General features: G+C 63.8%; 21 protein-coding genes, 1 tRNA gene and 1 pseudogene. 14 read left to right on the top strand and 9 right to left on the bottom strand.

Annotated elements, in window-relative coordinates; translation table 11 throughout:
• Nucleotides 1-349 precede the first annotated feature (349 nt).
• Together tusA and pdxB are read left to right on the top strand one after the other, a co-directional pair.
• Nucleotides 350-592 (top strand): sulfurtransferase TusA, encoded by a 243-nt coding sequence (gene tusA, locus CAF92_RS19840; RefSeq protein ID WP_003248727.1) that lies wholly within the window; start codon nt 350-352, stop codon nt 590-592.
• A 60-nt stretch (nt 593-652) separates the two neighbouring features.
• On the top strand, nt 653-1,795 hold the full coding sequence (pdxB, locus tag CAF92_RS19835) for a 4-phosphoerythronate dehydrogenase PdxB (protein ID WP_085601688.1): 1,143 nt from the start codon (nt 653-655) through the stop codon (nt 1,793-1,795).
• A 174-nt stretch (nt 1,796-1,969) separates the two neighbouring features.
• Here the strand turns inward: pdxB and CAF92_RS27490 are convergent, their stop codons facing one another.
• Entirely contained in the window at nt 1,970-2,143 is a 174-nt protein-coding gene (locus CAF92_RS27490; protein WP_178081811.1) for a PA1571 family protein, read from the bottom strand.
• A gap of 213 nt (nt 2,144-2,356) precedes the next feature.
• Between CAF92_RS27490 and CAF92_RS19830 the strand changes: the two genes are divergently transcribed.
• The 4 genes and pseudogenes from CAF92_RS19830 (at nt 2,357) to mqo (ending at nt 7,774) form a co-directional block, all read left to right on the top strand.
• Nucleotides 2,357-4,120 carry an ABC transporter transmembrane domain-containing protein gene (locus CAF92_RS19830; protein WP_046615832.1) on the top strand — a complete coding sequence of 588 codons (1,764 nt, stop codon included), beginning with the start codon at nt 2,357-2,359 and terminating at the stop codon, nt 4,118-4,120.
• 192 nt (nt 4,121-4,312) lie between these two features.
• Nucleotides 4,313-4,996 (top strand): annotated as a pseudogene (locus CAF92_RS27895) (methyl-accepting chemotaxis protein); the annotation flags it as partial.
• A gap of 165 nt (nt 4,997-5,161) precedes the next feature.
• Complete coding sequence (locus CAF92_RS27890; RefSeq protein WP_371916248.1) at nt 5,162-5,929, top strand: methyl-accepting chemotaxis protein; 768 nt, start codon at nt 5,162-5,164, stop codon at nt 5,927-5,929.
• Nucleotides 5,930-6,199: 270 nt separating this feature from the next.
• Nucleotides 6,200-7,774 carry a malate dehydrogenase (quinone) gene (mqo, locus tag CAF92_RS19820; protein WP_085601686.1) on the top strand — a complete coding sequence of 525 codons (1,575 nt, stop codon included), beginning with the start codon at nt 6,200-6,202 and terminating at the stop codon, nt 7,772-7,774.
• Between the two features lie 190 nt (nt 7,775-7,964).
• Here the strand turns inward: mqo and CAF92_RS19815 are convergent.
• Nucleotides 7,965-8,041 (bottom strand) — tRNA-Pro (locus CAF92_RS19815).
• 80 nt (nt 8,042-8,121) lie between these two features.
• Complete coding sequence (locus CAF92_RS19810; RefSeq protein ID WP_025338312.1) at nt 8,122-8,343, bottom strand: YgdI/YgdR family lipoprotein; 222 nt, start codon at nt 8,341-8,343, stop codon at nt 8,122-8,124.
• Between the two features lie 188 nt (nt 8,344-8,531).
• Here CAF92_RS19810 and moaB point away from each other — a divergent pair, with 188 nt between their 5' ends.
• A complete protein-coding gene (gene moaB / locus CAF92_RS19805) occupies nt 8,532-9,071 on the top strand; it encodes a molybdenum cofactor biosynthesis protein B (protein WP_025338313.1) in 540 nt (179 codons plus the stop codon).
• A gap of 22 nt (nt 9,072-9,093) precedes the next feature.
• Nucleotides 9,094-10,281 (top strand): gephyrin-like molybdotransferase Glp, encoded by a 1,188-nt coding sequence (gene glp / locus CAF92_RS19800; RefSeq protein WP_085601693.1) that lies wholly within the window; start codon nt 9,094-9,096, stop codon nt 10,279-10,281.
• On the opposite strand, the gene CAF92_RS19795 is transcribed toward glp, so the two are convergent.
• A complete protein-coding gene (locus CAF92_RS19795) occupies nt 10,270-11,517 on the bottom strand; it encodes a glycosyltransferase family 4 protein (RefSeq protein ID WP_046615835.1) in 1,248 nt (415 codons plus the stop codon). The genes glp and CAF92_RS19795 overlap by 12 nt on opposite strands.
• 255 nt (nt 11,518-11,772) lie before the next feature.
• On the opposite strand from CAF92_RS19795, the gene yegS reads away from it, so the two are divergent.
• Entirely contained in the window at nt 11,773-12,660 is an 888-nt protein-coding gene (gene yegS, locus CAF92_RS19790) for a lipid kinase YegS (RefSeq protein ID WP_046615836.1), read from the top strand.
• Here the strand turns inward: yegS and CAF92_RS19785 are convergent.
• The 3 genes from CAF92_RS19785 to CAF92_RS19775 all read right to left on the bottom strand — a co-directional run bounded on the left by CAF92_RS19785 (nt 12,644) and on the right by CAF92_RS19775 (nt 15,074).
• Nucleotides 12,644-13,303, bottom strand: coding sequence for a response regulator transcription factor (locus CAF92_RS19785; protein ID WP_046615837.1), 660 nt, complete (start codon nt 13,301-13,303; stop codon nt 12,644-12,646). The genes yegS and CAF92_RS19785 overlap by 17 nt on opposite strands.
• Entirely contained in the window at nt 13,293-14,189 is an 897-nt protein-coding gene (locus CAF92_RS19780) for a sensor histidine kinase (protein ID WP_085601685.1), read from the bottom strand. The genes CAF92_RS19785 and CAF92_RS19780 overlap by 11 nt, the downstream gene beginning before the upstream one ends.
• A 375-nt stretch (nt 14,190-14,564) precedes the next feature.
• A complete protein-coding gene (locus CAF92_RS19775) occupies nt 14,565-15,074 on the bottom strand; it encodes a histidine kinase (protein WP_085601692.1) in 510 nt (169 codons plus the stop codon).
• 350 nt (nt 15,075-15,424) lie between these two features.
• On the opposite strand from CAF92_RS19775, the gene CAF92_RS19770 reads away from it, so the two are divergent.
• Together CAF92_RS19770 and CAF92_RS19765 are read left to right on the top strand one after the other, a co-directional pair.
• Entirely contained in the window at nt 15,425-16,360 is a 936-nt protein-coding gene (locus CAF92_RS19770; protein ID WP_046615839.1) for a chemotaxis protein CheV, read from the top strand.
• Between the two features lie 56 nt (nt 16,361-16,416).
• Nucleotides 16,417-17,220 (top strand): MOSC domain-containing protein, encoded by an 804-nt coding sequence (locus tag CAF92_RS19765; protein ID WP_085601684.1) that lies wholly within the window; start codon nt 16,417-16,419, stop codon nt 17,218-17,220.
• A 111-nt stretch (nt 17,221-17,331) separates the two neighbouring features.
• Here the strand turns inward: CAF92_RS19765 and CAF92_RS19760 are convergent, their stop codons facing one another.
• Entirely contained in the window at nt 17,332-19,257 is a 1,926-nt protein-coding gene (locus tag CAF92_RS19760) for a transglycosylase SLT domain-containing protein (protein ID WP_085601683.1), read from the bottom strand.
• A gap of 221 nt (nt 19,258-19,478) precedes the next feature.
• On the opposite strand from CAF92_RS19760, the gene CAF92_RS19755 reads away from it, so the two are divergent.
• The gene (locus tag CAF92_RS19755) at nt 19,479-21,407 is read left to right on the top strand and encodes an ATP-binding cassette domain-containing protein (protein ID WP_046615842.1); all 1,929 of its coding nucleotides are present in this window, start codon (nt 19,479-19,481) and stop codon (nt 21,405-21,407) included.
• A 125-nt stretch (nt 21,408-21,532) separates the two neighbouring features.
• Here CAF92_RS19755 and CAF92_RS19750 read toward each other — a convergent pair whose 3' ends face one another.
• Entirely contained in the window at nt 21,533-21,973 is a 441-nt protein-coding gene (locus CAF92_RS19750) for a universal stress protein (protein ID WP_013971709.1), read from the bottom strand.
• Nucleotides 21,974-22,083: 110 nt separating this feature from the next.
• Here CAF92_RS19750 and CAF92_RS19745 point away from each other — a divergent pair, with 110 nt between their 5' ends.
• Together CAF92_RS19745 and fadB are read left to right on the top strand one after the other, a co-directional pair.
• A complete protein-coding gene (locus CAF92_RS19745; RefSeq protein WP_046615843.1) occupies nt 22,084-22,521 on the top strand; it encodes a hypothetical protein in 438 nt (145 codons plus the stop codon).
• A gap of 633 nt (nt 22,522-23,154) precedes the next feature.
• Nucleotides 23,155-25,302, top strand: coding sequence for a fatty acid oxidation complex subunit alpha FadB (fadB, locus tag CAF92_RS19740; RefSeq protein ID WP_046615844.1), 2,148 nt, complete (start codon nt 23,155-23,157; stop codon nt 25,300-25,302).
• The last annotated feature ends 29 nt before the right edge of the window (nt 25,303-25,331 follow it).

Raw genomic sequence — 25,331 nt, 5'->3', positions numbered from 1 at the left:
CAAAAAGTAACCAAAAAACGCTGCGCTCCCATCATCCGGCCCCTACGCTGCGCTCCGGGGTTCCCTCGCGCCGGTCTTGCTCCCGGGAGTACGCGCTGCAGGCCCCATCCATGGGGCCTCAGCGCTTGACGGGCATCCATGCCCGTCACCTCCCTCCGCAAAACCTCTGCTCGGCCTCCTGAAGTCGCGAAGATCAAGATCAAGATCAAGATCAAGATCAAGATCAAGATCAAGAACAAGAACAAGAGCAAGAGCAAGAGCAAGAGCAAGAGCAGGGCGCGTCTTCACAGGCGGTGCTTGGTCCACGTCGCGCGATGCGCGACAATAGCGATCATTTGCGGAGTCCCCCATGACTGATTTCACCCCCGACGCCATCCTCGACGCCACCGGCCTGAACTGCCCGGAACCGGTGATGATGCTGCACCAGCACGTGCGTAACCTGGCCGCTGGCGGCCTGCTCAAGGTCATCGCCACCGACCCCTCGACCCGCCGCGACATCCCCAAGTTCTGCAACTTCCTCGGCCACGAACTGCTGCAGCAGCAGGAAGACGCCGGTACCTTCCTGTACTGGATCCGCAAGAAAGCCGACTGAGCCGCTCTGGAACACACCCGGCGTTGCGCCTACACTGCGTTCCCCAGACAGGAGAGCGCCATGCTGATAGTTGCCGACGAGAACATCCCGCTGCTCGATGCCTTCTTCCAGGGGTTCGGCGAAATCCGCCGTTACCCCGGCCGAAGCCTCGATGCCGCCAGCGTAAAGGACGCCGACATCCTGCTGGTGCGCTCGGTGACCAAGGTCGACCGCCAGTTGCTCGAAGGCAGCCGCGTGCGCTTTGTCGGTACCTGCACCATTGGCACCGACCACCTCGACCTGAACTACTTTGCCGAGGCTGGCATCCACTGGAGCAGCGCACCTGGCTGCAATGCCCGCGGCGTGGTCGATTATGTGCTGGGCAGCCTGCTGACCCTGGCCGAACTGGATGGCGTGGCACTGCCCGAGCGCGTGTATGGTGTGGTGGGTGCGGGTGAGGTAGGTGGCCGCCTGGTGCGGGTGCTGCACGGCCTGGGCTGGAAGGTACTGGTATGTGACCCGCTGCGCCAGGCCGCCGAGGGCGGTGACTACGTCAGCCTCGAGACCATCCTGCAACAGTGCGATGTGATCAGCCTGCACACCCCCTTGCAGCGTGGCGGCGAGCACCCGACCTGGCACCTGCTGGGCCAGGCGCAGCTGGCGCAGTTGCGCCCCGGTGCCTGGCTGGTCAATGCCAGCCGTGGCCCGGTGGTGGACAACGCCGCCCTGCGCGAACTGCTGCTGGACCGCAAAGACCTGCATGCGGTGCTGGATGTGTGGGAGGGGGAGCCGCAGGTCGACCTGCAACTGGCCGACCTGTGTACGCTGGCTTCGCCGCACATTGCCGGCTACAGCCTCGACGGCCGCCAGCGTGGTACGGCGCAGATCTACCAGGCGCTGTGCCGCTTCCTCGGTGTGGATGAACAGGTGCAACTGGCCGACCTGCTGCCCCGGCCGCCGCTGGCGCAGATCGAGCTGGATGCCAGCACCGACCCGGCCTGGGCCTTGGCCACCCTGTGCCGTGCGGTATACGACCCACGTCGCGACGATGCCGATTTCCGCCGCAGCCTCAGCGACGACCCGCAGCAGCAGCGTGCAGCGTTCGACCAGTTGCGCAAGCAGTACCCGCCACGGCGCGAGATAGAGGGGCTGATGGTGCGCTTGCGCGGGGAGTCGCCGCAGTTGGCGCAGCTGGTAAGTGCCTTGGGTGGGGTGTTGGTCTGACAGCCTTTTGAAAGCTGTACCGGCCTCTTCGCGGGTAAACCCGCTCCCACAGGAGCCCGCTGACCTCAAGGCTTGTGTTGTCTCTGTTGGAGCGGGTTTACCCGCGAAAGGGCCGGTACAGGATTCAGGCAAATAAAAACCCGGCGCAAGCGCCGGGTTGCAAGAATTCGCCGATCAACCTTTGCGTACGCGCTCGACCCGGCTTTCTTCCAGGGCCTTGCATGCCTGCTGGATCATCTGCTCGGTGATCGGTACTTCGCGCCCCTGGGCATCGATGATCGAACCGCACACCTGCGGCTGAGGGGGATTCCGGGGCTTCTGGTTGTCGCTGCCATGCTGCAAGCTCATGTATTGTCTCCTCATCAGGTTCAAGCGCAGGTTAACCCTGTGCCGTGACTGGCCTGTGACAGTACCTGCAGGGTCACGGCAGGCACAGTCCAACAGAAACGGCAGTAAAGCTCCATAGCCTGGTTAGACCGATAGGCTATAGCAACCCTGCAAGGGTTCCACAGGCGTGGATGAGTGGTAGGCTGCGGTTTCCCCGCCAATGTAGTCTGCGCCATGCCCGAATCGGTTTCCCCGCGCCAACGCCGCGCCCTGCGCCTGGGTTGGCAGTTTGTCCGTCCGTACCGTCGCCAGGTGCTGCTGGCCTTGCTGGCCCTGGTAGTCACCGCCGCCATCACCCTGTCCATGGGCCAGGGCATCCGCCTGCTGGTGGACCAGGGCTTCATGACCCGCTCCGCGCATCAGCTCAACCAGACCATTGGCCTGTTCCTGCTGTTGGTGGTGGCCCTGGCGGTGGGTACCTTCAGCCGCTTCTACCTGGTGTCGTGGATCGGCGAGCGCTGCGTGGCCGATATCCGTCGGGCCGTGTTCGACCACCTGATCGGCCTGCATCCCGGGTTTTTCGAAGACAACCGCAGCTCCGAGATCCAGTCGCGGCTGACCGCCGACACCACCTTGCTGCAATCGGTAATCGGCTCTTCGCTGTCGATGTTCCTGCGCAACGCGCTGATGGTCATCGGTGGCGTGGTGTTGCTGTTCATCACCAACCCCAAGCTCACCAGCATCGTGGTGGTGGCCCTGCCACTGGTGCTGGCACCGATCCTGCTGTTCGGCCGCCGCGTACGCAGCCTGTCGCGGCAAAGCCAGGACCGGGTGGCGGATGTGGGTAGCTATGTGGCCGAGACCCTCGGACAGATCAAGACCGTGCAGGCCTACAACCACCAGGCGCATGACCGCCAGCTGTTCGCCGGTACGGTCGAAGCGGCGTTTGCCGTGGCCCGGCAGCGGATTGCCCAGCGTGCCTGGCTTATCACCTTGGTGATCGTGCTGGTTCTTGGAGCGGTGGGGGTAATGTTGTGGGTTGGCGGCATGGACGTGATCGCCGGGCGTATTTCTGCGGGCGAACTGGCCGCCTTCGTGTTCTACAGCCTGATCGTCGGTAGCGCCTTCGGCACCCTCAGCGAGGTGATCGGCGAGTTGCAGCGGGCGGCGGGTGCCGCCGAGCGCATTGCCGAACTGTTGGCGGCGCGCAGTGCGATCCTGCCGCCCGCCATGGCGCAGGTGCTGCCGCAGCAGCGGGCCAGTGGGCGTATCGAGCTGCAGCAGTTGGTGTTCGCCTACCCATCACGGCCCTCGGTGGCGGCTGTCGATGGCCTGAGCCTGGCCATCGAGCCGGGGCAGACCGTGGCGCTGGTGGGCCCGTCGGGGGCGGGCAAGTCGACCCTGTTCGATTTGTTGCTGCGCTTCTACGATCCCCAGCAGGGGCGCATCCTGCTTGATGGCCGGGCGATCACCGAGCTCGACCCCGATCACCTGCGCCATCAGTTCGCCCTGGTAGCACAGAACCCTTCGCTGTTTCGCGGCACGGTCGAGGCCAACATCCGCTATGGCCGGCCCGAGGCGACCCTGGCCGAGGTCGAGGCAGCGGCCCGAGGTGCTCATGCCGATGCATTCATCCGGCAATTGCCGCAGGGCTACCAGACACCGCTGGGCGAGGGCGGCATCGGCCTGTCTGGCGGTCAGCGGCAGCGCCTGGCCATTGCCCGTGCGTTGCTGGTCGATGCGCCGATCCTGTTGCTGGACGAAGCCACCAGCGCACTCGACGCGCAAAGCGAACACCTGATCCAGCAGGCGCTGCCCAGCCTGATGGCCGGGCGCACCACCCTGGTGATCGCCCATCGGCTGGCTACGGTCCAGCATGCCGACCGTATCGCGGTCATCGACAAGGGCCGGCTGGTGGCGGTGGGGACGCACCGCCAGTTGATCGAAGAGAGCCCACTGTATGCCCGGCTGGCGGCCCTGCAGTTCACCACGGGTTAGCTTGTCGTGGCTCTGTAACATTTCTGTAGTAATTGCCTGAGAGTATCTAGCTCAACTGTTGCGTAAGTGCTCGACCTGGCTGCCATTGCTTGATGGCAGCCTTTTTTTGGCCTGCCAGCAACCGGGCTGCGTTGCACCTTGTTGCCAGCTTGCGCGGCCCTACGGTCTTCCTCCTGCTTTCCGAGATCCAAGATGTTGCGTAAATCCCTCAGAGTGCAAATTCTCTCCCTGCTCGGCGGCAGTCTGGTGGCGATGTTGCTGATCGCCCTGGTGTGCTTCCAGTTCCTTTCCTCCAGCGTGCGCGGCTACGCCGAGCTGGTTGACGGGCCGCTGCGGGCCTCGCAACTGATTGACGAAGCCAACCTGCAGTTCAAGATTCAGGTGCAGGAATGGAAGAACGTGCTGCTGCGCGGGCGCCAGCCGGCTGACATGGACAAGTACTGGCAGCAGTTCCAGGCTCGCGAGCAGCAGGTGCAGAAACTGCTCGGACAATTGATCGACAGCAGCGACGCCAGGCTGAAGGCGCCGTTGCAGCAGCTGCGTGACAGCCACCGGCAGCTGGGCCAAGCCTATGCGCAGGGTCGCCAGGCATTCCTGGCGGCGGGCGGCGACCCTGTGGCAGGCGACCAGGCGGTCAAGGGCGTGGACCGCGCCGCCAGCGAGCAGATGAGCGAACTGGTCGAGCAATTGCGTGCCGAGGCCCTTCAGCACGCCGCCAGCCTCAGTGCTGGCGCCGAGCGCACGGTATGGGTGGGCCTGCTGGTGATGCTGGTCTCGGCCGTGCTGGTGGGGCTGCTCAGTCTGTGGTTGGTCAACCGCAGCCTGGTCGAGCCGATCCGCCAGTTGATCGACTATGTCGCGCAGCTTAGCCAGGGCCGCTTTGCCGCCCGGGTAGACAGCCGCCGCGAGGACGAACTGGGCCGCCTGGCGCGGGCCGCCAATACCCTGCGCGACTTCCTTGCCGACACGGTCGGCCGGCTGCAGGACAACGCCCAGGAACTGGAAGGCGCCAGTGGCCAGTTGCGCAGCATCGCCGGCGACATGGCCCGTGGTACCCACGACCAGTTCCAGCGCACCGACCAGGTGGCCACGGCCATGCACGAGATGTCCGCCACCGCCCAGGAAGTCGCCCGCCACGCCGCCGAGGCCGCCCGCGCGGCGGACGATGCCGACCACAGTGCCCAGGCGGGCGAGCAGGTGATGCAGCAGACCATCGACATCATCGGCGCGGTCAACCGCGAAATTGCCGGTACGGCGGCGGTGATACGCGACCTGGAGCATTACAGCACGCGCATTGGCAAAGTCCTCGAGGTGATCCGCGGTATTGCCGAGCAGACCAACCTGCTGGCGCTCAACGCGGCCATCGAAGCGGCCCGTGCCGGCGAGGCCGGGCGAGGTTTTGCGGTAGTCGCCGATGAAGTGCGCAGCCTGGCCCAGCGGACGGCGGCGTCGATCGCCGAGATCCACCAGATCATCGAGGCGGTGCAATCGGGGGCGGTGGAGGCGGTCAAGGCCATCGAAAGCGGCCAGCAGCGCAGCGAGGAGGGTGCCGAGCAGGTGCAGCAAGCCGGGCAGATGCTGCAGCGTATCACCTTGGCAGTGGAAGCGATCCGCGACATGAACCGGCAGATCGCTACCGCGGCCGAAGAGCAGACCAGCGTGGCCGAGGACATCTCCTGCAACCTGATCGAAATCACCCGCATCGCCACGGCTAACCAGCAGGCCGTACAACATACCGAGCAGGCGGGGCAGCGCTTGCATGGGTTGTCCGGGCAACTGGGCGAAGTCACCTCCCGCCTGAGCGCCTGATTTCAAAGGGCCGCTGCGCAGCCCATCGCCGGCAAGCCAGCTCCCACCGCGGCTGTGCAGGCCTGCTCTTTGTGGGAGCTGGCTTGCCGGCGATGGGGCGCGTAGCGGCCCCAGGGGGAAACCCGCCATCTGACAGGGGCAAACTCTTCCCCACTGGCGGATTGTCGCCATGCGACCCGTCGCCCACCCCCTGTATTCACTGCTCCAGACTCAGTTGGCACGTTCCCTGCTCAAGGCGGCGCGCGTGTACACAACAACTGGATAACATCAATGAAGAAATTCCTGCTGACGTTCCTCTGCCTGGGCGTCATCGGCTGCTCCAAACCCGCGGAACCGGAAAAGACCGTCGACGTGCTGCTGATCGGCGGTGGCATCATGAGTGCCAGCCTGGGCACCTACCTCACCGAGCTGGAGCCTTCCTGGAAGGTCGACATCTACGAGCGCCTGGACCAGGTGGCCGAAGAAAGCTCCAACGCCTGGAACAACGCCGGTACCGGTCACTCCGCGTTCTGCGAGCTGAACTACACCAGCGTCGGCAAAGACGGCAGCATCGACATCAGCAAGGCTGTCGGGGTCAACGAGCAGTTCGAGGTGTCCAAGCAATTCTGGGCCTACCAGGTCGAGCAGGGTGTGCTGAGCAACCCGAAGTCGTTCATCAACAACGTGCCACACATGAGCTTTGTCTGGGGCGACGACAACGTTGCCTTCCTGCACAAGCGCGTCGACGCCCTGCAGCACAGCTCGCTGTTCCGCGGCATGGAAATCTCCGAAGACCACGAGCAGATCCGCAAGTGGGCACCGCTGGTGATGGAAGGCCGTGACCCGGGGCAGAAGGTCGCCGCCACGCGCATGGCCATTGGCACCGACGTGAACTTTGGCGAAATCACCCGCCAGCTGTTCGCCGCGATGACCCGCAACCCCAATGTGTCGCTGAACCTGCGCCATGAAGTGCGCGACATCGTGCGCAACGACGATGGTACCTGGCATGTGCGGGTGGCCGACCTGGCCAACGGCGGCGAGGAAAAGGCCGTCAACGCCCGTTTCGTGTTCATTGGTGCTGGTGGTGGCGCGCTGAAGCTGCTGCAGAAGTCGGGCATCCCCGAAGCCGAAGGCTATGCCGGCTTCCCGGTCGGCGGCCAGTTCCTGATGACCGACAACCCAGACCTGGTCGCCCGCCACCAGGCCAAGCTGTACGGCAAGGCCTCGGTCGGCGCGCCGCCGATGTCGGTACCGCACCTGGACACGCGGATGATCGATGGCAAGCAGGTGCTGCTGTTCGGTCCGTTCGCCACCTTCTCCACCAAGTACCTCAAGCACGGCTCGCTGCTGGACATGTTCGCCTCGCTGAACAGCCACAACGTACTGCCGATGGTCAATGCCGGTATCGACAACATCGACCTCAGCACTTATCTGATGGGGCAGTTGATGCTCAGTTTCGATGACCGCATGAACGCGTTGCGCGAGTACTTCCCCAACGCCAAGAACGAAGACTGGAAGCTGCTGCAGGCCGGCCAGCGGGTTCAGGTGATCAAGAAGGACCCGGTACTGGGCGGTGTGCTGCAATTCGGTACAGAAGTGGTGGCGGCCCAGGACGGCAGCATCGCTGCGTTGCTGGGGGCATCGCCGGGCGCCTCGACCGCGGCGCCGATCATGCTGACCGTGCTGGAAAAGACCTTCAAGGTCCGTATCCAGTCGCCAGCCTGGCAGGCCAGGCTCAAGGAAATCGTGCCGAGCTATGGCCAGAAGCTGAACAACAACCTGGCGCTGACCAACCAGACCCGGGCATGGAGCAGCGAGCGCCTGCAGTTGCTGTATGTGCCGGTGGAGGCCGAGCAAGCGTTATGACCGCTTGATGCAGCCCTTTGTAGGAGCGGGCTTGTGTCGTGAGAGGGCTGCGAAGCAGCCCCGGCGATATGTGCAGCGATGCCGGGATCTGGGGCCGCTTTGCGGCCCATCGCGACACAACGCCGCTCCTACAGGGACTTTTCGATGCACAACAAAAAGCCCGCACGAGGCGGGCTTTTTGACGAGGATTTGGTCGGAGAGACAGGATTCGAACCTGCGGCCTTCTCGTCCCGAACGAGACGCGCTACCTGGCTGCGCTACACTCCGATGAAGGAAATCCTACTGCATACTTTTTTTGCACGCAAGCCCTTGTTGTTAAAAGGGCCTTTGCAAAAAACAGGCTGCGATCAGAGCTCTTTGACGGTGCGGATCTGGTCCTTGTTCAGGCGCGTGCGCTTGCCGTCCAGCTGCTCGAATTCGTAGAAACCGGAGTCTTCATCGAACTTCGGTGTGTCGGTGGCCTGGATTTCGCGACCGTCGTTCAGGGTAATGACGGTTGGCGATGCGCAGCCAGCGAGGGCGCCCAGGCCCAAGGCGAGCAGAAAGGCGGGTAGGGTCCGTTGAATCATCGTGTTTCTCCAGTGCGATGGTGCTAGATGACATTAAGACGCAGGGCGTCCACGCAAGTTCCGTCTACAGTGCAGCATAGCGGCAAACTTGTGGCATTGATCGAGAGCAAGGGCCACGGGCGTCACGCTGTGATGGGCGCGTGCTGTGTTATAACTGCGGCCATCCCATGTTCTTGTGACGGACCCCCATGAAAGCCAAGGCAGATACCCCATTCGTGCCGCTGAACATCGCCGTGCTCACGGTCAGCGACACCCGCACCTTCGACACCGATACTTCCGGCCAGCTGTTCGTCGACCGGCTGAGCGCGGCCGGTCATCGCCTGGCCGAGCGCGTGCTGCTGAAAGACGACTTGTACAAGATTCGCGCGCAGGTCGCTACCTGGATCGCCGATGACAGCGTGCAGGTGGTGCTGATCACCGGTGGCACCGGCTTTACCGGCCGCGACAGCACCCCCGAGGCCGTGGCCTGCCTGCTGGACAAGCAGGTAGAAGGCTTTGGTGAGCTGTTCCGGCAGATTTCCGTGGCCGACATCGGCACCTCCACGGTGCAGTCGCGGGCCCTGGCCGGGCTGGCCAACGGTACCCTGGTGTGCTGCCTGCCGGGTTCGACCAACGCGGTGCGCACCGGTTGGGACGGCATCCTCGCCGAGCAGCTGGATGCCCGCCATCGCCCGTGCAACTTCGTGCCGCACCTGAAGCAGGCAGCGGCCTGCGACAGCCGTGGTTGAGGTGCCCCAGGCCCGGCCGCTGATGCCGGTGGAACAGGCCCTGGAGCAGCTGCTGGCATTGGCCGAAGCGGCACCGATCCGCGAAACCGAGAACCTGCCGCTGGCCGAAGCCGAGGGCCGTGTGCTGGCCACCGACCTGGTGGCCTCGCTCGACCTGCCACCGTGGCCGAACAGCGCCATGGACGGTTATGCCTTGCGTCTGGCCGACTGGCAGGGCAAACCCCTGCCGGTCAGCCAGCGGATTTTCGCCGGCCATGCGCCGCAGCCGCTGCAACCGGGCACCTGTGCGCGTATCTTCACCGGGGCGCCGCTGCCCGAAGGCGCCGACTGCGTCGAGATGCAGGAAAACACCCAAGTGGCGGAGGATGGCCGGGTACGCTTTCTTGAAGCGCTGAAGATCGGGCAGAACATTCGTCCCCAGGGCCAGGAAACCCGCAAGGGCGAACAGGTGATGAGCGCCGGCACCCGGCTTGGGCCGATCGAGCTGGGCCTGGCCGCGACCCTGGGCCACGGCCGGCTGGACGTGGTGCGCAAGGTGCGGGTGGCGGTGCTGTCCACCGGTGACGAACTGGTCGAACCCGGCCTGCCGCTGGGGCCGGGGCAGATCTACAACAGTAATCGCCGGCTGCTGGTCAGCTGGTTGCAGCGGCTGGGCTGCTACGTGGTCGATGCGGGCATCCTGCCGGATGACCTGGCACGCACCCGCAGCTGCCTGGCCGAGCTGGGCGATGTCGACCTGATCCTGTCCACCGGCGGTGTCTCGGTGGGGGAGGCCGACTACCTCGGCGCCGCCCTGCGCGAAGCCGGCGAGCTGGCCTTGTGGAAGCTGGCGATCAAACCGGGCAAGCCGCTGACCTTCGGCCACTTCCAGGGTGTGCCGGTAATCGGGCTGCCGGGTAACCCGGCCTCGACCCTGGTCACCTTCGGCCTGCTGACCCGGCCCTACCTGTTGCGGCGTCAGGGTGTGACCGATGTCACGCCGCTGCGCTTCGACATGCCGGCCGGCTTTGACTGGCCCAAGGCCGGCACGCGCCGCGAATACCTGCGCGCCCGTATCGAACAGGGCCAGGTGCGCATCTACAAGAACCAGAGCTCTGGCGTGCTGCGCAGTGCGGCCTGGGCCGAGGGGTTGGTGGAGGTGCGCGAAGGCAGTACGCCGAAGCGGGGGGACAGCGTGCCGTTCATTCCCTTCAGCGAACTACTTGGCTGAGCGGCCCAGCAAGGCACTGCCCAGTGGCGCCGCCTCGACCGGTGCCGCCTGGGCCAGGCGCATGTGCACGTTCTCCAGTTGCTGGGCGGCCACGCTCCAGTCATGTCGCTGGCGGGCGAACTGGCGCCCGGCAGCGCTCAACTGGCTCATGCGCCAAGGCTGGTTGAGCAACTGGGTGATCAGCAGGGCAAGCTGGTCGCCATCCTCACTGCCCAGGTAGTGCTCACCGTTGTTCGCGGTCAGGCCTGAAACGCCTTTGCCGGTGGTGATCACCGGTAAGCCCGCGGCCATCGCTTCGAGGATCTTCACCTTGGAGCCACCGGCATAGCGCAGCGGTGCGAAGAACAGCGCCGAACGCCGCTGCAGCTCACGCAAGTCGGGGCGGTAGCCGAACCATTCGATGCGCGGGTCGTTCCAGTGCAGTTTCCAGCTGGCGGGCATGGCATGCCCGGCAATCGCCAGGCGCACCGCCGGGTTGCTCATCCAGACCTGCGGCATGATGTCTTCCAGCGCCCATTCGATGGCCTCCAGGTTCGCGCCATACTCGAAGTTGCCAACGAACAGCAAGCGCTGGCTGTGCAGCGCAGGTTGCACGTGCTGGTAGAAATCACAATCCACGCCATTGACCACCACGTTCACCGGGCGTCCACTGATCTGCGCGATCAGCTCGGCATCGTGGGTGCTGACAACCACCAGTTCGGTTGGTTGGCGCAATACTCGCTGTTCCCAGCGTCGATAGCGCCAGCGGTCGAAGGCGTTGAGCGGGCGCAGCCATAGCGGCAGGCGATCGTGGCTGGCGCCACCCATAACCGATTCCAGGGTGTGTTCGCTGAGCATGTACGGCAGTCCGCGTGCCTGCAAGGCCTTTTCGAAGGGTTGAAAACTGTAGCTGTGCTCGATCTGGATCACATCCCAGGGTTCGTCAAGCAATTGCTCGAAGCGGTGCCGCAGGCAAGGAGCCAGGCCATTGATGATTGCCCGCATGGGGTAGGCGATGATTGGCGAGGCCAGCAGGTTGAGCGGGCTGTGCAGGGGGCGACGGGGCAGCACGATCAGGCGCTCGAGCAGCGGTTCCAGGGCCTCGCGGGCGGCATCGCCCAGCGGGATCTTCGATTGCACCAGCAGGGTAATCCGGTGACCCCGCTGTGCCAGGGCGCGTATCAGGTGGTATTGCCGTGTCTTGCTGCCGCTGGTGGTCGGCCAGGGTAGGTACGGCAGTGTCCAGAGAATGCGCATGACCCGAAATCCTCGCTAAAGGCTGCGGATAGCAAGACGCGCCCTTGGGCAGCAGTGGTAGAACCACTGCCGGGGGCGCGTCCGTGGCAATAAAGTGTATCTGCTGAGCATAGCCGGGCATTGCCAGGCGTGGGGAAAAGACTGGCCGCTCCCACAAAATCGACCGCGTTGGCCTGCTATTTTTTGGGATGCATGCAACGATCCGCGGTTGCGAAGGGTCGAGATCTGGGTTGATCACTTCACGGAGGCGCACACATGCAAGGGCGCAAGGCAATGCTGATCCTGCATGGCAAGCAGGCCATGAACGAAGACGTGCGCAGCGCCGTGCATGGCTTGCGCGATAGTGGCTGGGTACTGGATGTGCGGGTCACCTGGGAGGCCGGTGACGCCCAGCGCCTGGTCACCGAGGCGCTGGCTGCCGGCTACGGCCATATCGTCGCCGGAGGTGGGGATGGCACGCTGCGTGATGTCGCCGAGGCCATGGGGCTTGCAGGTACTCAGGCCAGCCTGGCGTTGTTGCCGCTGGGTACGGCCAACGATTTTGCCAAGGCCGCCGGCATACCCCTGGAGCCTGCCACTGCACTGGCCTTGCTGAACATACCCGCGCGGCCAATAGACCTGGGCCAGGCCGGTGACCAGTTGTTCCTCAACATGGCCACGGGCGGTTTTGGCAGCCAGGTCACGGCGAATACCTCCGAAGACCTGAAGAAAGTGCTGGGCGCTGCCGCCTACCTGTTCACTGGCTTGTCGCGTTTCAGCGAACTGCAGGCAGCCTCTGTAGAGCTGCGAGGGCCGGGTTTCGACTGGCAGGGTGACCTGCTGGCGCTGGGGATCGGCAACGGTCGTCAGGCCGGGGGTGGGCAAGTGCTGTGCCCTGAGGCCCTGGTGGATGATGGCTTGCTCGATATCGCCATCCTGCCGGCACCTCAGGAGATGGTCGGGGCGCTGCGTGAACTGTTGGCTGGCAACGGGTTGTTGGTCAGGGCCAGGTTGCCCTGGGTCGAGATCAAGTGCTCGCAAGGGTTGGACATCAACCTGGATGGCGAGCCGGTGCAGGCCGACAAGTTGCGCTTCAAGGCCAGGCCCGCTGCGCTGCGCCTGCACTTGCCAGAGGGGTCGCCGTTGCTCAGTCGTCCAGGCTGATGATTTTCTCGCGCACTGCGAACAGCACCAGGCCGGCCACATCATGGATCTGCAGGCGTTTCATGATTTGCGAGCGGTGGGTTTCCACGGTCTTGATCGACAGGCCCAGCCCGGTTGCGATTTCTCGCGTGGACTTGCCACGCACGATCAGGCGCAGGATCTCCAGCTGTCGCGCCGTGAGGTTATGCCGCTCGCCTGCGGGTTGCTTGCCCTGCCTGGTGTGCAGAAGCGCCTGGTTGATGACCGTATGGGCGATGGCCGGGCTGAGGTAGCGCTCGCCATTGCGCACCGCGGTAAGGGCCTGTTCCAGTTCGGTGGCGCTGGTGTCCTTGAGCAAGTAGCCGTGTGCGCCGCTTTCCAGGGCCCGCATGATCAGGTCCGGGTCGGTGTGCATCGACAGGATCAGCACCTTGCAGGTGCTGCCGCTGGCGCGCAGTTGGGTGAGGGCGTCCAGCCCGCTGGTGGAGCGCATGGAGATGTCCAGCAGGACAATGTCCGGTGCCAGCGTACGCACCTGTTCGAGCAACTGGCTGCCATCGTCGGCTTCACCGATCACATCATAGCCAGGGATGTCGCAGACCAGTGCGCGCACCCCCGCGCGGATCAGCGAGTGGTCGTCTACCAGCAGCAGCCTACAGGTCATGGGTTGCAGTACTCCTGGCGCGTTCCTGGGTGCGCGGTGGCCATGGGAACATCGCCTCGATGTGCGTGCCCAGGCCAAGCTGGCTGGTGATGTCCAGGCTGCCCTGCAGCGCGGTTACCCGCTCCTGCATGCCGGCCAAGCCCCGCTGGCCTGCTTCGGCCGGTTGCCTGGCTGGCACGAAACCGCGTCCATCGTCGTGGATCGACAACGCCAACCCCTCAGGCGTGCGCTGCAGGCGGACGACAAGGTTGCGAGCCTGGGCGTGGCGCAGCATGTTGGTCACGGCTTCCTGGGTGATGCGGAAAACCGCCATGGCCACGGCCTCGTCGATGCCGCCCAGGCGCTGGTTGCACGCCAGGCTCCAGTGCACGCCGCTGTTGCCCAGGGTACGCACCAGGTGTGCGCGCAGGCTGGCTTCCAGGCCCAGGCTGGCCAACTGCCGAGGGTTGAGCAGGGCGGAGACATCGCGCACGTTGCCCAGGGTGTCGTCCAGCGTGCTGCGCAGCGCGTCGCAGTGGCCTTGCAGGTCATCGGGCATGCGCTTTTGCAGCCACTGCAACTGCAATTTGGCGGCGGTGAGCAACTGGCCGATGTCATCGTGCAATTCCCGGCTCAGATGCTGGCGCTCGTCTTCCTGGACCTTGAGCATGCGCTCGGCCAACTCCGCCGGGCGCAGGTTGATCGACTTGGCGCCCATGGCCAGGTGCACCACAGCGCCCAGCGTGGCGGCCAACTGCAGCAGCAGCAGGCTGGTCGGGATCGCCTGGTCGGCCAGGTACAGCGACAGGTTGGCGACCAGCGAGGCCATGCACAGCCCGACCGTCGTCCAGCGCAGCAGGGTTGTGCGGGAGCAGCACTGCAAAGAAGTCTTCAAGCGTGGGGACATAGGTAGGGAAGCCACTGAAGTATTGCTGATGGAGGCCTTGCACAATCCATGTCAGAGGCTTTGGAGCAGTACTTTCTATTTTCTTTCGAACACGTGATCCTGCGACCTTGCTGCAGGTTGCAAACGTTTGTGGGGGCGCATGTTACCACTTCGCAGTGCATTGGTCGCGGTCGGGTAAAGGTATGAAACGCCGGCGGGGCGGGCGCGGGAGAGTAGCAAAGTGCCACTTGGCTTTATTGTGCACCAGGCACTTGCCATGGAGCTTGCGCGCTGTTGATTCAACTTGGCCACCGGCAACCTGGAAACTTTCGAGAACTTTCCAAGTTCGACCTGGGTGGGCCTGAATAAACGTGCCCAGCTGCATTTCAAACCAGTTCAATAGGTGGCAGATGAGCGGCCGGAGTGCGTGCTGCCTGCCGTCTCGCTATGCGGGTGGATGCACACGCTGCCTTGCTCGTTACAAGGCGTGCAGGGTAGTGCAAACGGTTGCTGCACGGCCTTGGCCAGTTCACCCAGCAGCACCAGCTGTTCACCGATGTCCAGGTTGAGCCGCCCGGTGCAAGGGTCGACCAGTTCCAGCTGCCAGGCCAGCAGGGTCAGGCAGGCCCCTACCGCGGGCAAAGCTTCGCGCTGCAGGCAACCGCCCTGGCAGGCCGGGGCCAGCAACTGCTGCAGAGCGGTGGTGTAATGGGCGACTTCGCGCAGGCCAAGGTGTGCGGCCTGTCGAGCGAGGTTGTCGAGGGCGTTGTCCAGGCAGCGGCAGGCATCCGGGTCGTTGTCGATCAATTCCAGATGCTGCAGGCATTCCTGGGCCTGGGTCAGCAGTACCTGGGCATCCAGCAGGAACCCCTGCAGGGCGTTATCGAACGGCAAGGCGCTGTCCATCATGAAGCCCCCGCGCGTGGGGTAGGCGCAAGGGACGGGCACGCCAATACGATAGCTAGCAAAAGCCTGACTCCATTCATGCAATGAGAATGGCGTCACATTAATGGCTAAAGGATATCGCGAACATCAGGTTGCGCCCGATTGTGGCTAAGGGTTTCCCTGATAAGGGCCTCAGGTGGGGAACTTTTGCCGTCCCGCTGAATCATTCGCGCTTCCCGCAGTAAAGCATGATGGTAATGTGATATCAATTGCCTTCACGGCATTTTCCCGCAAGGGTCAAGGTGTGCGTGAAGCCGCCGATACAGGGTGGATGATTTCACTTTTTCCGACTCAAGCCTGGGGGCTTTCCAATGGCTGGCATTCTCGACACGGTAGACCAACGCACGCAACTGGTGGGTGAGAACCGCCTGGAAATCCTGATGTTTCGCCTGGCCGGCCGCCAGCTGTTCGCAATCAACGTGTTCAAGGTGCAGGAAGTGCTGCAACTGCCCAAGCTGACCCTGATGCCCCAGCGCCATGCTTTCGTCTGCGGTGTGGTCAACCTGCGCGGCCAGACCCTGCCGGTGATCGACCTGTCCCAGGCGATCGGCATGCGCCCGCTGCAGCCGGGGCCGGACAGCACCATCATCGTCACCGAATACAACCGCTCGGTGCAGGCCTTCCTGGTGGGCGGTGTCGACCGCATCGTCAACATGAACTGGGAAGCGATCATGCCGCCGCCATCCAGCGCCGGACGCCAGCATTATCTGACCGCCATCACCAAGGTCGATGACAAGCTGGTGGAAGTGATCGACGTGGAGAAGGTGCTGGCCGAGATTGTGCCGTACAACGCCCGGGTTTCCGGCGACAAGCTCGCCGACCCGGTGCTGGCCCGGGCTCGCGGCCGCGAAGTGCTGCTGGTGGACGACTCCAGCGTGGCCCTGGCGCAATTGCGCGACACCCTGTCCCAGTTGGGCGTGAAGTTGCACGTGGCCAGTGATGGCCTGAAGGCGCTGCGCATGCTCAAGGGCTGGGCTGACGCAGGTGAGAACGTGTGCGAGAAATTGCTGATGGTGTTCACCGACGCCGAGATGCCGGAAATGGACGGCTACCGTTTGACCACCGAGATCCGTGGCGATGCCCGTTTGCGCCAGCTGTACGTGGTGTTGCACACCTCGCTGTCGGGTAGTTTCAACGAGTCCATGGTGAAGAAGGTGGGCTGCGACAACTTCCTGTCCAAGTTCCAGCCCGATCGCCTTGTCGACGTGGTCAAGCAACGTCTGTTGCTGGACGCCGCTACCGCGTGATTCCAGCCCCTGCCGGGTATAAGCTTGGCGTTTTGGCATGACGCGAGGCGGCAGGGATGTTTCTCAGTGAGCTGTATCGGTACCCGGTGAAGTCGGGGCAGGCCCAACGCTTGCAGGCTTCGCCGGTGGGGGTGCTGGGGGTGCACGGCGACCGGCGCTGGATGGTGGTGGAGGAAGAAAACGGACGCTTCCTTACCCAGCGCGCCTGGCCTCAGCTTGGCCGGATCAAGGCAAGCGATGATGACCGTGGCCAGTTGCTGCTGGAAGCACCTGGGCAGGCACCGTTGTGGGTGCCTGTGCCACCTGCCGATGATGCCCTGCGCGGCGTGACCATCTGGCGCGATACCCTGCGTGTGCCGGATGCGGGCGATGCGGCGGCGGCCTGGCTGAGCCAGTTGCTGGGCAAGGCCGTGCGCCTGGTGCATTGCCCGGAGCAGCGCGCGCGTTACCTGCCCAATGGCTACGGCTTCAACAGTGACCGGGCGGCGTTCCCGGACGGTTTCCCGTTGTTGCTGATCGGCCAGGGTTCGCTGGACGAACTCGACCGGCGTATCGGCCGGCCCATGGAGATGCTGCGCTTTCGGCCCAACCTGGTGGTGCAGGGGGCTGAGCCGTTTGCCGAAGATGGCTGGAAGCGGATTCGTATCGGCGGCCTGGAGTTTCGCGTGCTCAAGCCCAGTGTGCGCTGCATCTTTACCACCATCGACCCGGCAACCGGCGAGCGCAGCGAGGACCGCGAGCCGATGGCCACGCTCAGGACCTTCCGCGAGAAAGAAGGGGATGTGCTGTTCGGGCAAAACCTGGCGGTGGATGGCAGCGGGTGGCTGGAGGTAGGGATGCAGGTCGAAATCCTGGAGTAGCTGTGTTGCCTGTGCCGGCCTCTTCGCGGGTATTGCACCGGGTTTGAATGCGGTGCAGTACCTGTGAGAGCGGGTTTACCCGCGAAGGGGCCGGAACAGGCTCACCAGCGATCACATGTCATCGAAATACCGCTCATGCCAATCCACCAGCGGCTGCGGCGAGTTCAGCTTCTGCCCGTAGATCACCGAATACGACAGCACGTTCTGCACATACTGGCGCGTTTCGTCGAACGGGATCGATTCCACCCACACATCGAAGCTCAGGTGCTTGGCGCCTTTGAGCCACTGCCGCACACGCCCGGGGCCGGCGTTGTAGGCTGCCGAAGCGAGCACCCGGTTGCCGTTGAACTGACTGTGTACCTGGCTCAGGTAGGCCGCACCCAGCTGGATGTTCTTGTCCGGGTTGAACACCTGCGCCGGTGATGCCAGCGGGATGCTGAACTTTCGCGCGGTTTCCTTGGCCGTGGCCGGCATCAACTGCATCAGGCCGCTGGCACCCACCGGGGAGCGTGCATCCTCCATGAACGCGCTTTCCTGGCGGGTAATGGCGAATACCCAGCTCGAATGCAGGCCGCGGACCTTGGCCTCGCGCACCAGTGTGTCGCGGTGGGCCATCGGGAAGCGGATGTCCAGGTCGTCCCAGTACTGTGCCTGGCTGATGGTGCGAATGGCCGGGAAGTACCAGCGCAGGTCGTACCCCAGGCGTGCCTGGGCGACCATTTCGTCGCGGCTGAAGTGGCGGCTGACGTGGTACCACTCGCGGCGGCCTTCGACGATCTGGCCGCGAGCGTGGAACTCCAGGGCACGGCGGATGCCCGGGGTATTGCGTACCTTGTTGACCAACTGTGGGCTGAGCACCAGCGGCTTGTTGTTCAGCTGGTAAGGGGTCTGTGCCCGGTCGGCGGCGAGGAAACCGTAGAAGTCACGCTCGCGCGCCACGGTCTTGTACAGCAGCGGGATCTGTGGGTTGTTCGGTTGCGCCAGCTCCAGGCTGCGCGCCTGCCAGTACTTCCAGCGGCTGCTGCTGGCCAGGTCCTGGGGCAGGCGGCGGGTCAGCTCGTAGGCGTCCTCCCAGCGGCCCAGGCGCAGCAGCAGGCGCAGGCGCCATTCGCTGACGGTGTTATCACGCAGTTCGGGGTCGTAGCGGGTCATCAGGCCGAGCGCGCGCGGGTCGTAGCGGCGCGCAAGGGTCAGGCCGATTTCGCGGGCGATGGCCACCTTCTCGTCTCGGGAAAAGTGCATGCGCTGGGCGTAGTCGTCGAGCAGTGTCATGGCCCGCTCCGGGTCCTGTCGGGCCAGGCGGCGCAGGCCGAGGCTGACCACGTCGGACATGGCTTCGTTGACCGGGGTGAAGCGCGACGGCTGGTTGAGCAGCTCGGGTTTTTGCGCCACATCGACCAGCAGGCGCCCCTGTGGGGCGAGAGTGGTCAGGGTCTTGACCAGGTTGTTGGCCAGGCCGTAGTTGCGCGCCTGGGCCGCCAGCTTGGTGCGTTGCCAGCGCTTGGCCTCGGTCAGCTGGCCCTCGGCCGCCCACATGCCGAACAGCGTGTCGCAGGTGGCCGGCTGCGACTTGCCGACGTTCCACAGTTTTTCGGCCGTGGCAAAGCCCTCGGCACGCAGGCCGTGGCTGAGCTGGTACTGGCCGTTGAGGCAATCCAGTTCGGTGAAATTGAGCTTGGGGTCGTAGTACTTGACGAAGGTGTTCCATTCGCCGCGTTCGGCCAGCCAGCGCAACCAGCGCAGTTTCATCCAGTTGGCCTGGGGCAGGTCGCCATGCTTGGCGAGGAAGCCTTCGATTTCCTGATTGCTGGCGGTTTTCAGGCGGGCGGTGAGTTCGTCGTAGGCCAGGTAGGGCGTCAGCGGGTAGTCGCTGAGGGCCTGGGCATAGCGCAGGTACGGGCCTTTGTCGCCTTTGGCCAGCGCGCGCTTGGCCTCGTCATAGTACTGGCGTTGCAGGGTAAGGTCGGCGGCCTGCGCCGCGCAGGTGGCGGCGGTGAGCAGCAGGCAGGATGCAATATGTAACAGGCGGCTGCGCATGATACGTCCGGGCAGTTGAACCATGGGGAAGTGACGGCGGAGCCAGCACTGTTGGAAGCTATTGCCTTAGCTTAGCTGTTTGCCGGCCGCGGGTGAAAGCACTGTGCTTGTATCGGGATATTAAGTTCGACCAGATGTCGCAAAGCCCTCGCCGGTTGGCCAGGCGGATGCCGTCGGGGGCCAAGTCAGGTAGAATGCGCGCCCGATTTATGGAGACCAACATGACCCTGCTCAAATTCAGCGATGTGTCCCTCGCATTCGGCGCCATGCCGCTGCTGGACAAAGTGTCCTGGCAGATCGCTCGTGGCGAGCGGGTGTGCATCATCGGCCGCAACGGCACTGGCAAGTCGAGCATGCTGCGCCTGGTCAAGGGCGAGCAGAAGGGCGACGACGGCGAAATCTGGCGTGCCCCAGGCCTGAAGATCGGCGAGCTGCCGCAGGAGCTTCCGGTGGCCGACGAACGCACGGTGTTCGACGTGGTGGCCGCAGGGCTGGATGGCGTTGGCGATCTGCTGGCGCAGTTCCACCACCTGAGCCTGAACATCCAGGGCGATGAAGACCTGGAAAAACTCATGCACGTCCAGCACGAGCTGGAAGCCCGTGACGGCTGGCGCTTGCAGCAGGTGGTGGAAAGCACCCTGAGCCGCCTGCAACTGCCGGCCGACAAGACCCTGGCCGAACTGTCCGGTGGCTGGCGCCGCCGCGTGCTGCTGGCCCAGGCGCTGGTGTCGGAACCCGACCTGCTGCTGCTCGACGAGCCGACCAACCACCTGGACATCGGTGCCATCGCCTGGCTCGAAGAGGCACTTCGCGGCTTCAACGGCGCGGTGCTGTTCATCACCCACGACCGTTCCTTCCTGCAGAACCTGGCCACCCGCATCCTCGAACTGGATCGCGGCGGCCTGATTGACTGGAACGGCGACTATGCCAGCTTCCTGGTGCACAAGGAGGCCGCGCTGGCCGCCGAAGAAACCGCCAACGCATTGTTCGACAAGCGCCTGGCCCAGGAAGAAGTGTGGATCCGCCAAGGCATCAAGGCTCGCCGTACCCGCAACGAAGGCCGAGTGCGCGCGCTGAAGGCCCTGCGTGTGGAGCGTAGCGAACGCCGAGAACGCCAGGGCAAGGCCAACATCCAGATCGAGGCGGCGGAAAAGTCCGGCAAGCAGGTGATGGTGCTGGAAAACGTCAGCTTCCATCACCCCGACGGGCCTGTGCTGGTCAAGGACTTCTCCATGGTTCTGCAGCGTGAGGACCGCATCGGCCTGCTGGGCGCCAACGGTACCGGCAAGACCACCCTGCTCAAGCTGATGCTCGGCGACCTGGAGCCGACCGCCGGCAAGGTCGAGCGCGGCACCAAGCTGGAAGTGGCCTATTTCGACCAGATGCGTCACCAACTCGACCTGGAAAAGACCGTTATCGACAACCTGGCCGAAGGCCGCGACTTCATCGAGATCGACGGCCAGAACCGCCATGTGCTGAGCTACCTGGGCGATTTCCTGTTCAGCCCTCAGCGTGCCCGTACGCCGGTCAAGGCGCTGTCGGGTGGCGAGCGTGCACGGCTGTTGCTGGCCAAGCTGTTCAGCAAGCCGGCCAACCTGCTGGTGCTTGACGAACCGACCAACGACCTGGACGTGGAAACCCTCGAGCTGCTCGAGGAGGTGCTGTCCAACTACAAGGGCACCGTGCTGATGGTCAGCCACGACCGGGCCTTCCTCGACAACGTCGTCACCAGCACCCTGGTGTTCGAAGGCGAGGGCAAGGTGCGTGAATACGTTGGTGGTTACGAGGACTGGATTCGCCAGGGTGGCTCGCCGAAGCTGCTGGGCGTGACCGAGAGCAAGGGCGGCAAGTCCGAGCTCAACAGCGCGGTGGTGGAGAAGGTCGAGGCCAAGCCGGCGCCTGCCCCTGTTGCAGTGGTGGCCGATGGTTCGAAAAAGAAGCTCAGCTACAAGCTGCAGCGTGAGCTGGAAATGCTGCCGGGGCAGATCGACGAACTGGAGCAGCGCATGGCCGAGGCCCAGGAAGAAGTGAATGCGGCGGGCTTCTATCAGCGGCCTATTGCGGAAACCTCGGCGGTGCTGGCCAAGATCGAGAAGCTGCAGGGTGAGCTGGATGTATTGGTAGAGCGCTGGGCCGAGCTGGAAGGCTGACCAGCGTCAGCCTGATTCGGCCTCTTCGCGGGTGAACCCGCTCCCACAAGGACTGCACCGCAGTTGGACGCGGTACAGTACCTGTGGGAGCGGGTTCACCCGCGAAATGGCCGGCACAGGTTGAATCATTCCTTCTTCTGCAACCGCACCGCCAGTACATCGCACGGCGCGCCATGCAGCACGTCATTGGCCGTAGAGCCCAGTAGCAATGCCAGGCCGTGACGGCCATGGCTGCCGACCACGATCAGGTCGCACTTCTGGTCCTTGGCCAGCTGGTGGATCTCCTGGCGCGGCTGGCCATAGGTCAGGTGCGAGTCGCCGCGGTGGATGTCCGGGTATTTGTTGAACAGGCGGTCCATGCGTTCCTTGGCCTGGTCGAACTGCTGCTGTTGCAGCTGCGACAGGTCCATCGGTACGTCACCGCCGAACGCCATGGCCATCGGCTCGACGATGTGTACCAGCGAAACCTTGGCATTCGACGGTGCGGCCAGCGCCATGGCACGTTTGATCACCGGGTCGCATTCTTCGGTCAGGTCGACGGCGACCAGAAGATGTTCGTAGGACATGAGCGGAACTCCTGACAATCGCGATAGAAGAAGTATGGTCGCTTTCGGGCGGGTCTTCCGTGAAAAATGGCTAACCAGCTCATTTGCAACGTTTTATGGGAACTACAGATATGACGGTATTGCTGGTGGTGTCAATCCTGGCGCTGATTCTCAGCCCGCTTTCGTGGCTGCGCACCTCGCGCAAGCAGAGCGAGCAGATGAAGCTGCGCCTGGAGGCTCGGCGCATGGGTTTGGCCATGCAGCTGGCGCCGCAGCAGTGGCCGCACTGGCTGGAAAAGGAGCCGCCGAGCCCGTGCCCGCAATACCACCGGGCACGTCGCCGCGGGCATGAGGACAGCTTCAGCTTCTGGCAGATAACCCCGGGGGTGTGGTGGAACCAGTGGCGTGAACCCTGTGAGGACCCACGCTTCATGGAGGCCTTGGCGCGCTTGCCGGCGAGTGTCTACAAGGTAGAGGCCGATGCGCGCATGATTGCGCTGTACTGGACCGAGCGGGGCGATACGGCTGTGTTGCAGGATGTTGCCTACGTCCTCGAAACCCTGGCCTGAGACCTGCCTTTGCGCAGCCTGTGTGGGAGCGGGTTTACCCGCGAAGAAGGCGACGCGGTGGATGGCACCGGCTTTGCCGGTGTTCGCGGGTAAACCCGCTCCCACAGGGCCCCGCTAAGCCCTACCATTGGTCTTCTCATCCGAAGGCAAGCACAAAACGACAAAGCGGCGGCTTGGCAGAACCCTGAAGGGGTGGGGTGCCAAGTCGCCGCTTTGCGTTCTGCTGCGCAGAAAAGGCCAGGCAGGCCGGGTATGCGTTCAAGCAAGTGCCAGTGTAGCCGTTCGAGGTCGCCGTGCAAGGCAGAGCTGCAACATTCGCCTGCGGTTCATGGTCAATCGCCGACATGAATGGTCAACAATCACTGTCATCATGTTTGTACCAGGACGCTACAAAATGACCGGAAAGTCGTGTTTTCACCATGCTCGCGAGCATTTGACAACGCCGATCTTTTCGGAGAATGTGTGCACACCCAAATCAAACGGGCGTATGAATTGAGCGTTTGTATGTCATGACGCCAAGCCATACTTCCGACTAGCGCGCTGACGGGTGTGCCTGGGGCAGGGCAGCTAGGCCTGCTTTTGCTGCAGCGATCGGCGTGTACTGTTCAGCTTCCATATCGTGGAGATCAGTTGATGATTTACGAAGGTAAAGCCATCACGGTTAAGGCTCTTGAAAGTGGCATCGTCGAGCTCAAGTTCGACCTCAAGGGTGAGTCCGTCAACAAGTTCAACCGCCTGACCCTGAACGAACTGCGCCAGGCCGTCGATGCCATCCAGGCCGACGCCTCGGTCAAGGGCGTGATCGTCAGCAGTGGCAAGGACGTGTTCATCGTCGGCGCCGACATCACCGAGTTCGTCGACAACTTCAAGCTGCCCGAGGCCGAACTGGTCGCCGGCAACCTGGAAGCCAACCGCATCTTCAACGCCTTCGAAGACCTCGAAGTGCCGACCGTCGCCGCCATCAACGGCATCGCCCTGGGCGGCGGCCTGGAAATGTGCCTGGCCGCCGACTACCGGGTCATGTCCACCAGCGCCAAGATCGGCCTGCCGGAAGTCAAGCTGGGTATCTACCCGGGCTTCGGCGGTACCGTGCGCCTGCCGCGCCTGATCGGTTCGGACAACGCCATCGAATGGATCGCCGCCGGCAAGGAAAACCGTGCCGAAGACGCCCTGAAAGTGGGTGCCGTCGACGCCGTGGTCGCGCCTGAGCTGTTGATGGCCGGTGCTCTTGACCTGGTCAAGCGCGCCATTAGTGGCGAGCTGGACTACAAGGCCAAGCGTCAGCCAAAACTGGAAAAGCTCAAGCTCAACGCCATCGAGCAGATGATGGCCTTCGAGACTGCCAAGGGCTTCGTCGCTGGCCAGGCCGGCCCGAACTACCCGGCCCCGGTCGAAGCCATCAAGACCATCCAGAAGGCCGCCAACTTCGGCCGTGACAAGGCCCTGGAAGTCGAAGCCGCAGGCTTCGCGAAGCTGGCCAAGACCTCGGTTGCCGAGAGCCTGATCGGCCTGTTCCTCAACGACCAGGAACTCAAGCGCAAGGCCAAGGCGCATGACGAAATCGCCCGCGACGTGAAGCAGGCCGCCGTGCTCGGCGCCGGCATCATGGGGGGCGGCATCGCCTACCAGTCGGCGGTCAAGGGCACCCCGATCCTGATGAAGGACATCCGCGAGGAAGCCATCCAGCTGGGCCTGAACGAGGCCTCCAAGCTGCTCGGTAACCGTGTCGAGAAGGGCCGCCTGACCCCGGCCAAGATGGCCGAGGCACTCAACGCCATTCGCCCGACCCTGTCCTACGGCGACTTCGCCAATGTCGACATCGTCGTCGAGGCCGTGGTCGAGAACCCGAAAGTCAAGCAGGCCGTGCTGGCTGAAGTGGAAGCCCAGGTGAAGGAAGATGCGATCCTCGCTTCCAACACCTCGACCATTTCCATCAACCTGCTGGCCAAGGCGCTCAAGCGCCCGGAAAACTTCGTCGGCATGCACTTCTTCAACCCGGTGCACATGATGCCGTTGGTGGAAGTCATCCGTGGCGAGAAGTCCAGTGAAGTGGCGGTCGCCACCACCGTGGCCTACGCCAAGAAGATGGGCAAGAACCCGATCGTGGTCAACGACTGCCCGGGCTTTCTGGTCAACCGCGTGCTGTTCCCGTACTTCGGCGGCTTCGCCAAGCTGGTAAGCGCCGGTGTCGACTTCGTGCGTATCGACAAGGTCATGGAAAAGTTCGGCTGGCCGATGGGCCCGGCGTACCTGATGGACGTGGTCGGCATCGACACCGGCCACCACGGCCGTGACGTGATGGCCGAAGGCTTCCCGGACCGCATGAAGGACGAGCGTCGCTCGGCCGTTGACGCACTGTACGAGGCCAACCGCCTGGGCCAGAAGAACGGCAAGGGCTTCTACGCCTACGAAACCGATAAGCGCGGCAAGCCGAAGAAGGTCGCCGATGCCACCGTGCTCGACGTGCTCAAGCCGATCGTCTTCGAGCAGCGTGAAGTCACCGACGAAGACATCATCAACTGGATGATGATCCCGCTGTGCCTGGAGACTGTGCGCTGCCTGGAAGACGGCATCGTCGAAACCGCCGCCGAAGCTGACATGGGTCTGGTCTACGGCATTGGCTTCCCTCCCTTCCGCGGTGGTGCGCTGCGCTACATCGACTCGATCGGTGTGGCCGAATTCGTTGCCCTGGCCGATCAGTACGCCGACCTGGGGCCGCTGTACCACCCGACCGCCAAGCTGCGTGAAATGGCCAAGAACGGCCAGCGCTTCTTCAACTGAGCGGTCAACGAGCTAGAGCGAGAAATTTG

The organism is Pseudomonas sp. B10(2017) (assembly GCF_002113295.1).
Taxonomy (GTDB): Bacteria; Pseudomonadota; Gammaproteobacteria; order Pseudomonadales; family Pseudomonadaceae; genus Aquipseudomonas; species Aquipseudomonas pudica.
The sequence above is the reverse complement of the archived record's forward strand: the minus strand, read 5'-3'. Positions and strand labels throughout refer to the sequence as shown.

Excerpts from the sequence above, each read along its gene's own strand:
- CAF92_RS19810 (WP_025338312.1), bottom strand. The coding sequence starts at position 8,343 with ATGATTCAACGGACCCTACCCGCCTTTCTGCTCGCCTTGGGCCTGGGC.
- CAF92_RS19760 (WP_085601683.1), bottom strand. The coding sequence starts at position 19,257 with ATGCGCAGCCGCCTGTTACATATTGCATCCTGCCTGCTGCTCACCGCC.
- yegS (WP_046615836.1), top strand. The coding sequence starts at position 11,773 with ATGCAAGGGCGCAAGGCAATGCTGATCCTGCATGGCAAGCAGGCCATG.
- CAF92_RS19765 (WP_085601684.1), top strand. The coding sequence starts at position 16,417 with ATGTTTCTCAGTGAGCTGTATCGGTACCCGGTGAAGTCGGGGCAGGCC.
- CAF92_RS19830 (WP_046615832.1), top strand. The coding sequence starts at position 2,357 with ATGCCCGAATCGGTTTCCCCGCGCCAACGCCGCGCCCTGCGCCTGGGT.
- CAF92_RS19770 (WP_046615839.1), top strand. The coding sequence starts at position 15,425 with ATGGCTGGCATTCTCGACACGGTAGACCAACGCACGCAACTGGTGGGT.
- moaB (WP_025338313.1), top strand. The coding sequence starts at position 8,532 with ATGAAAGCCAAGGCAGATACCCCATTCGTGCCGCTGAACATCGCCGTG.
- glp (WP_085601693.1), top strand. The coding sequence starts at position 9,094 with ATGCCGGTGGAACAGGCCCTGGAGCAGCTGCTGGCATTGGCCGAAGCG.
- CAF92_RS19795 (WP_046615835.1), bottom strand. The coding sequence starts at position 11,517 with ATGCGCATTCTCTGGACACTGCCGTACCTACCCTGGCCGACCACCAGC.
- CAF92_RS19780 (WP_085601685.1), bottom strand. The coding sequence starts at position 14,189 with ATGTCCCCACGCTTGAAGACTTCTTTGCAGTGCTGCTCCCGCACAACC.
- pdxB (WP_085601688.1), top strand. The coding sequence starts at position 653 with ATGCTGATAGTTGCCGACGAGAACATCCCGCTGCTCGATGCCTTCTTC.
- CAF92_RS19785 (WP_046615837.1), bottom strand. The coding sequence starts at position 13,303 with ATGACCTGTAGGCTGCTGCTGGTAGACGACCACTCGCTGATCCGCGCG.
- CAF92_RS19750 (WP_013971709.1), bottom strand. The coding sequence starts at position 21,973 with ATGTCCTACGAACATCTTCTGGTCGCCGTCGACCTGACCGAAGAATGC.
- CAF92_RS27890 (WP_371916248.1), top strand. The coding sequence starts at position 5,162 with ATGGCCCGTGGTACCCACGACCAGTTCCAGCGCACCGACCAGGTGGCC.
- tusA (WP_003248727.1), top strand. The coding sequence starts at position 350 with ATGACTGATTTCACCCCCGACGCCATCCTCGACGCCACCGGCCTGAAC.
- CAF92_RS19745 (WP_046615843.1), top strand. The coding sequence starts at position 22,084 with ATGACGGTATTGCTGGTGGTGTCAATCCTGGCGCTGATTCTCAGCCCG.
- mqo (WP_085601686.1), top strand. The coding sequence starts at position 6,200 with ATGAAGAAATTCCTGCTGACGTTCCTCTGCCTGGGCGTCATCGGCTGC.
- fadB (WP_046615844.1), top strand. The coding sequence starts at position 23,155 with ATGATTTACGAAGGTAAAGCCATCACGGTTAAGGCTCTTGAAAGTGGC.
- CAF92_RS19775 (WP_085601692.1), bottom strand. The coding sequence starts at position 15,074 with ATGGACAGCGCCTTGCCGTTCGATAACGCCCTGCAGGGGTTCCTGCTG.
- CAF92_RS19755 (WP_046615842.1), top strand. The coding sequence starts at position 19,479 with ATGACCCTGCTCAAATTCAGCGATGTGTCCCTCGCATTCGGCGCCATG.
- CAF92_RS27490 (WP_178081811.1), bottom strand. The coding sequence starts at position 2,143 with ATGAGCTTGCAGCATGGCAGCGACAACCAGAAGCCCCGGAATCCCCCT.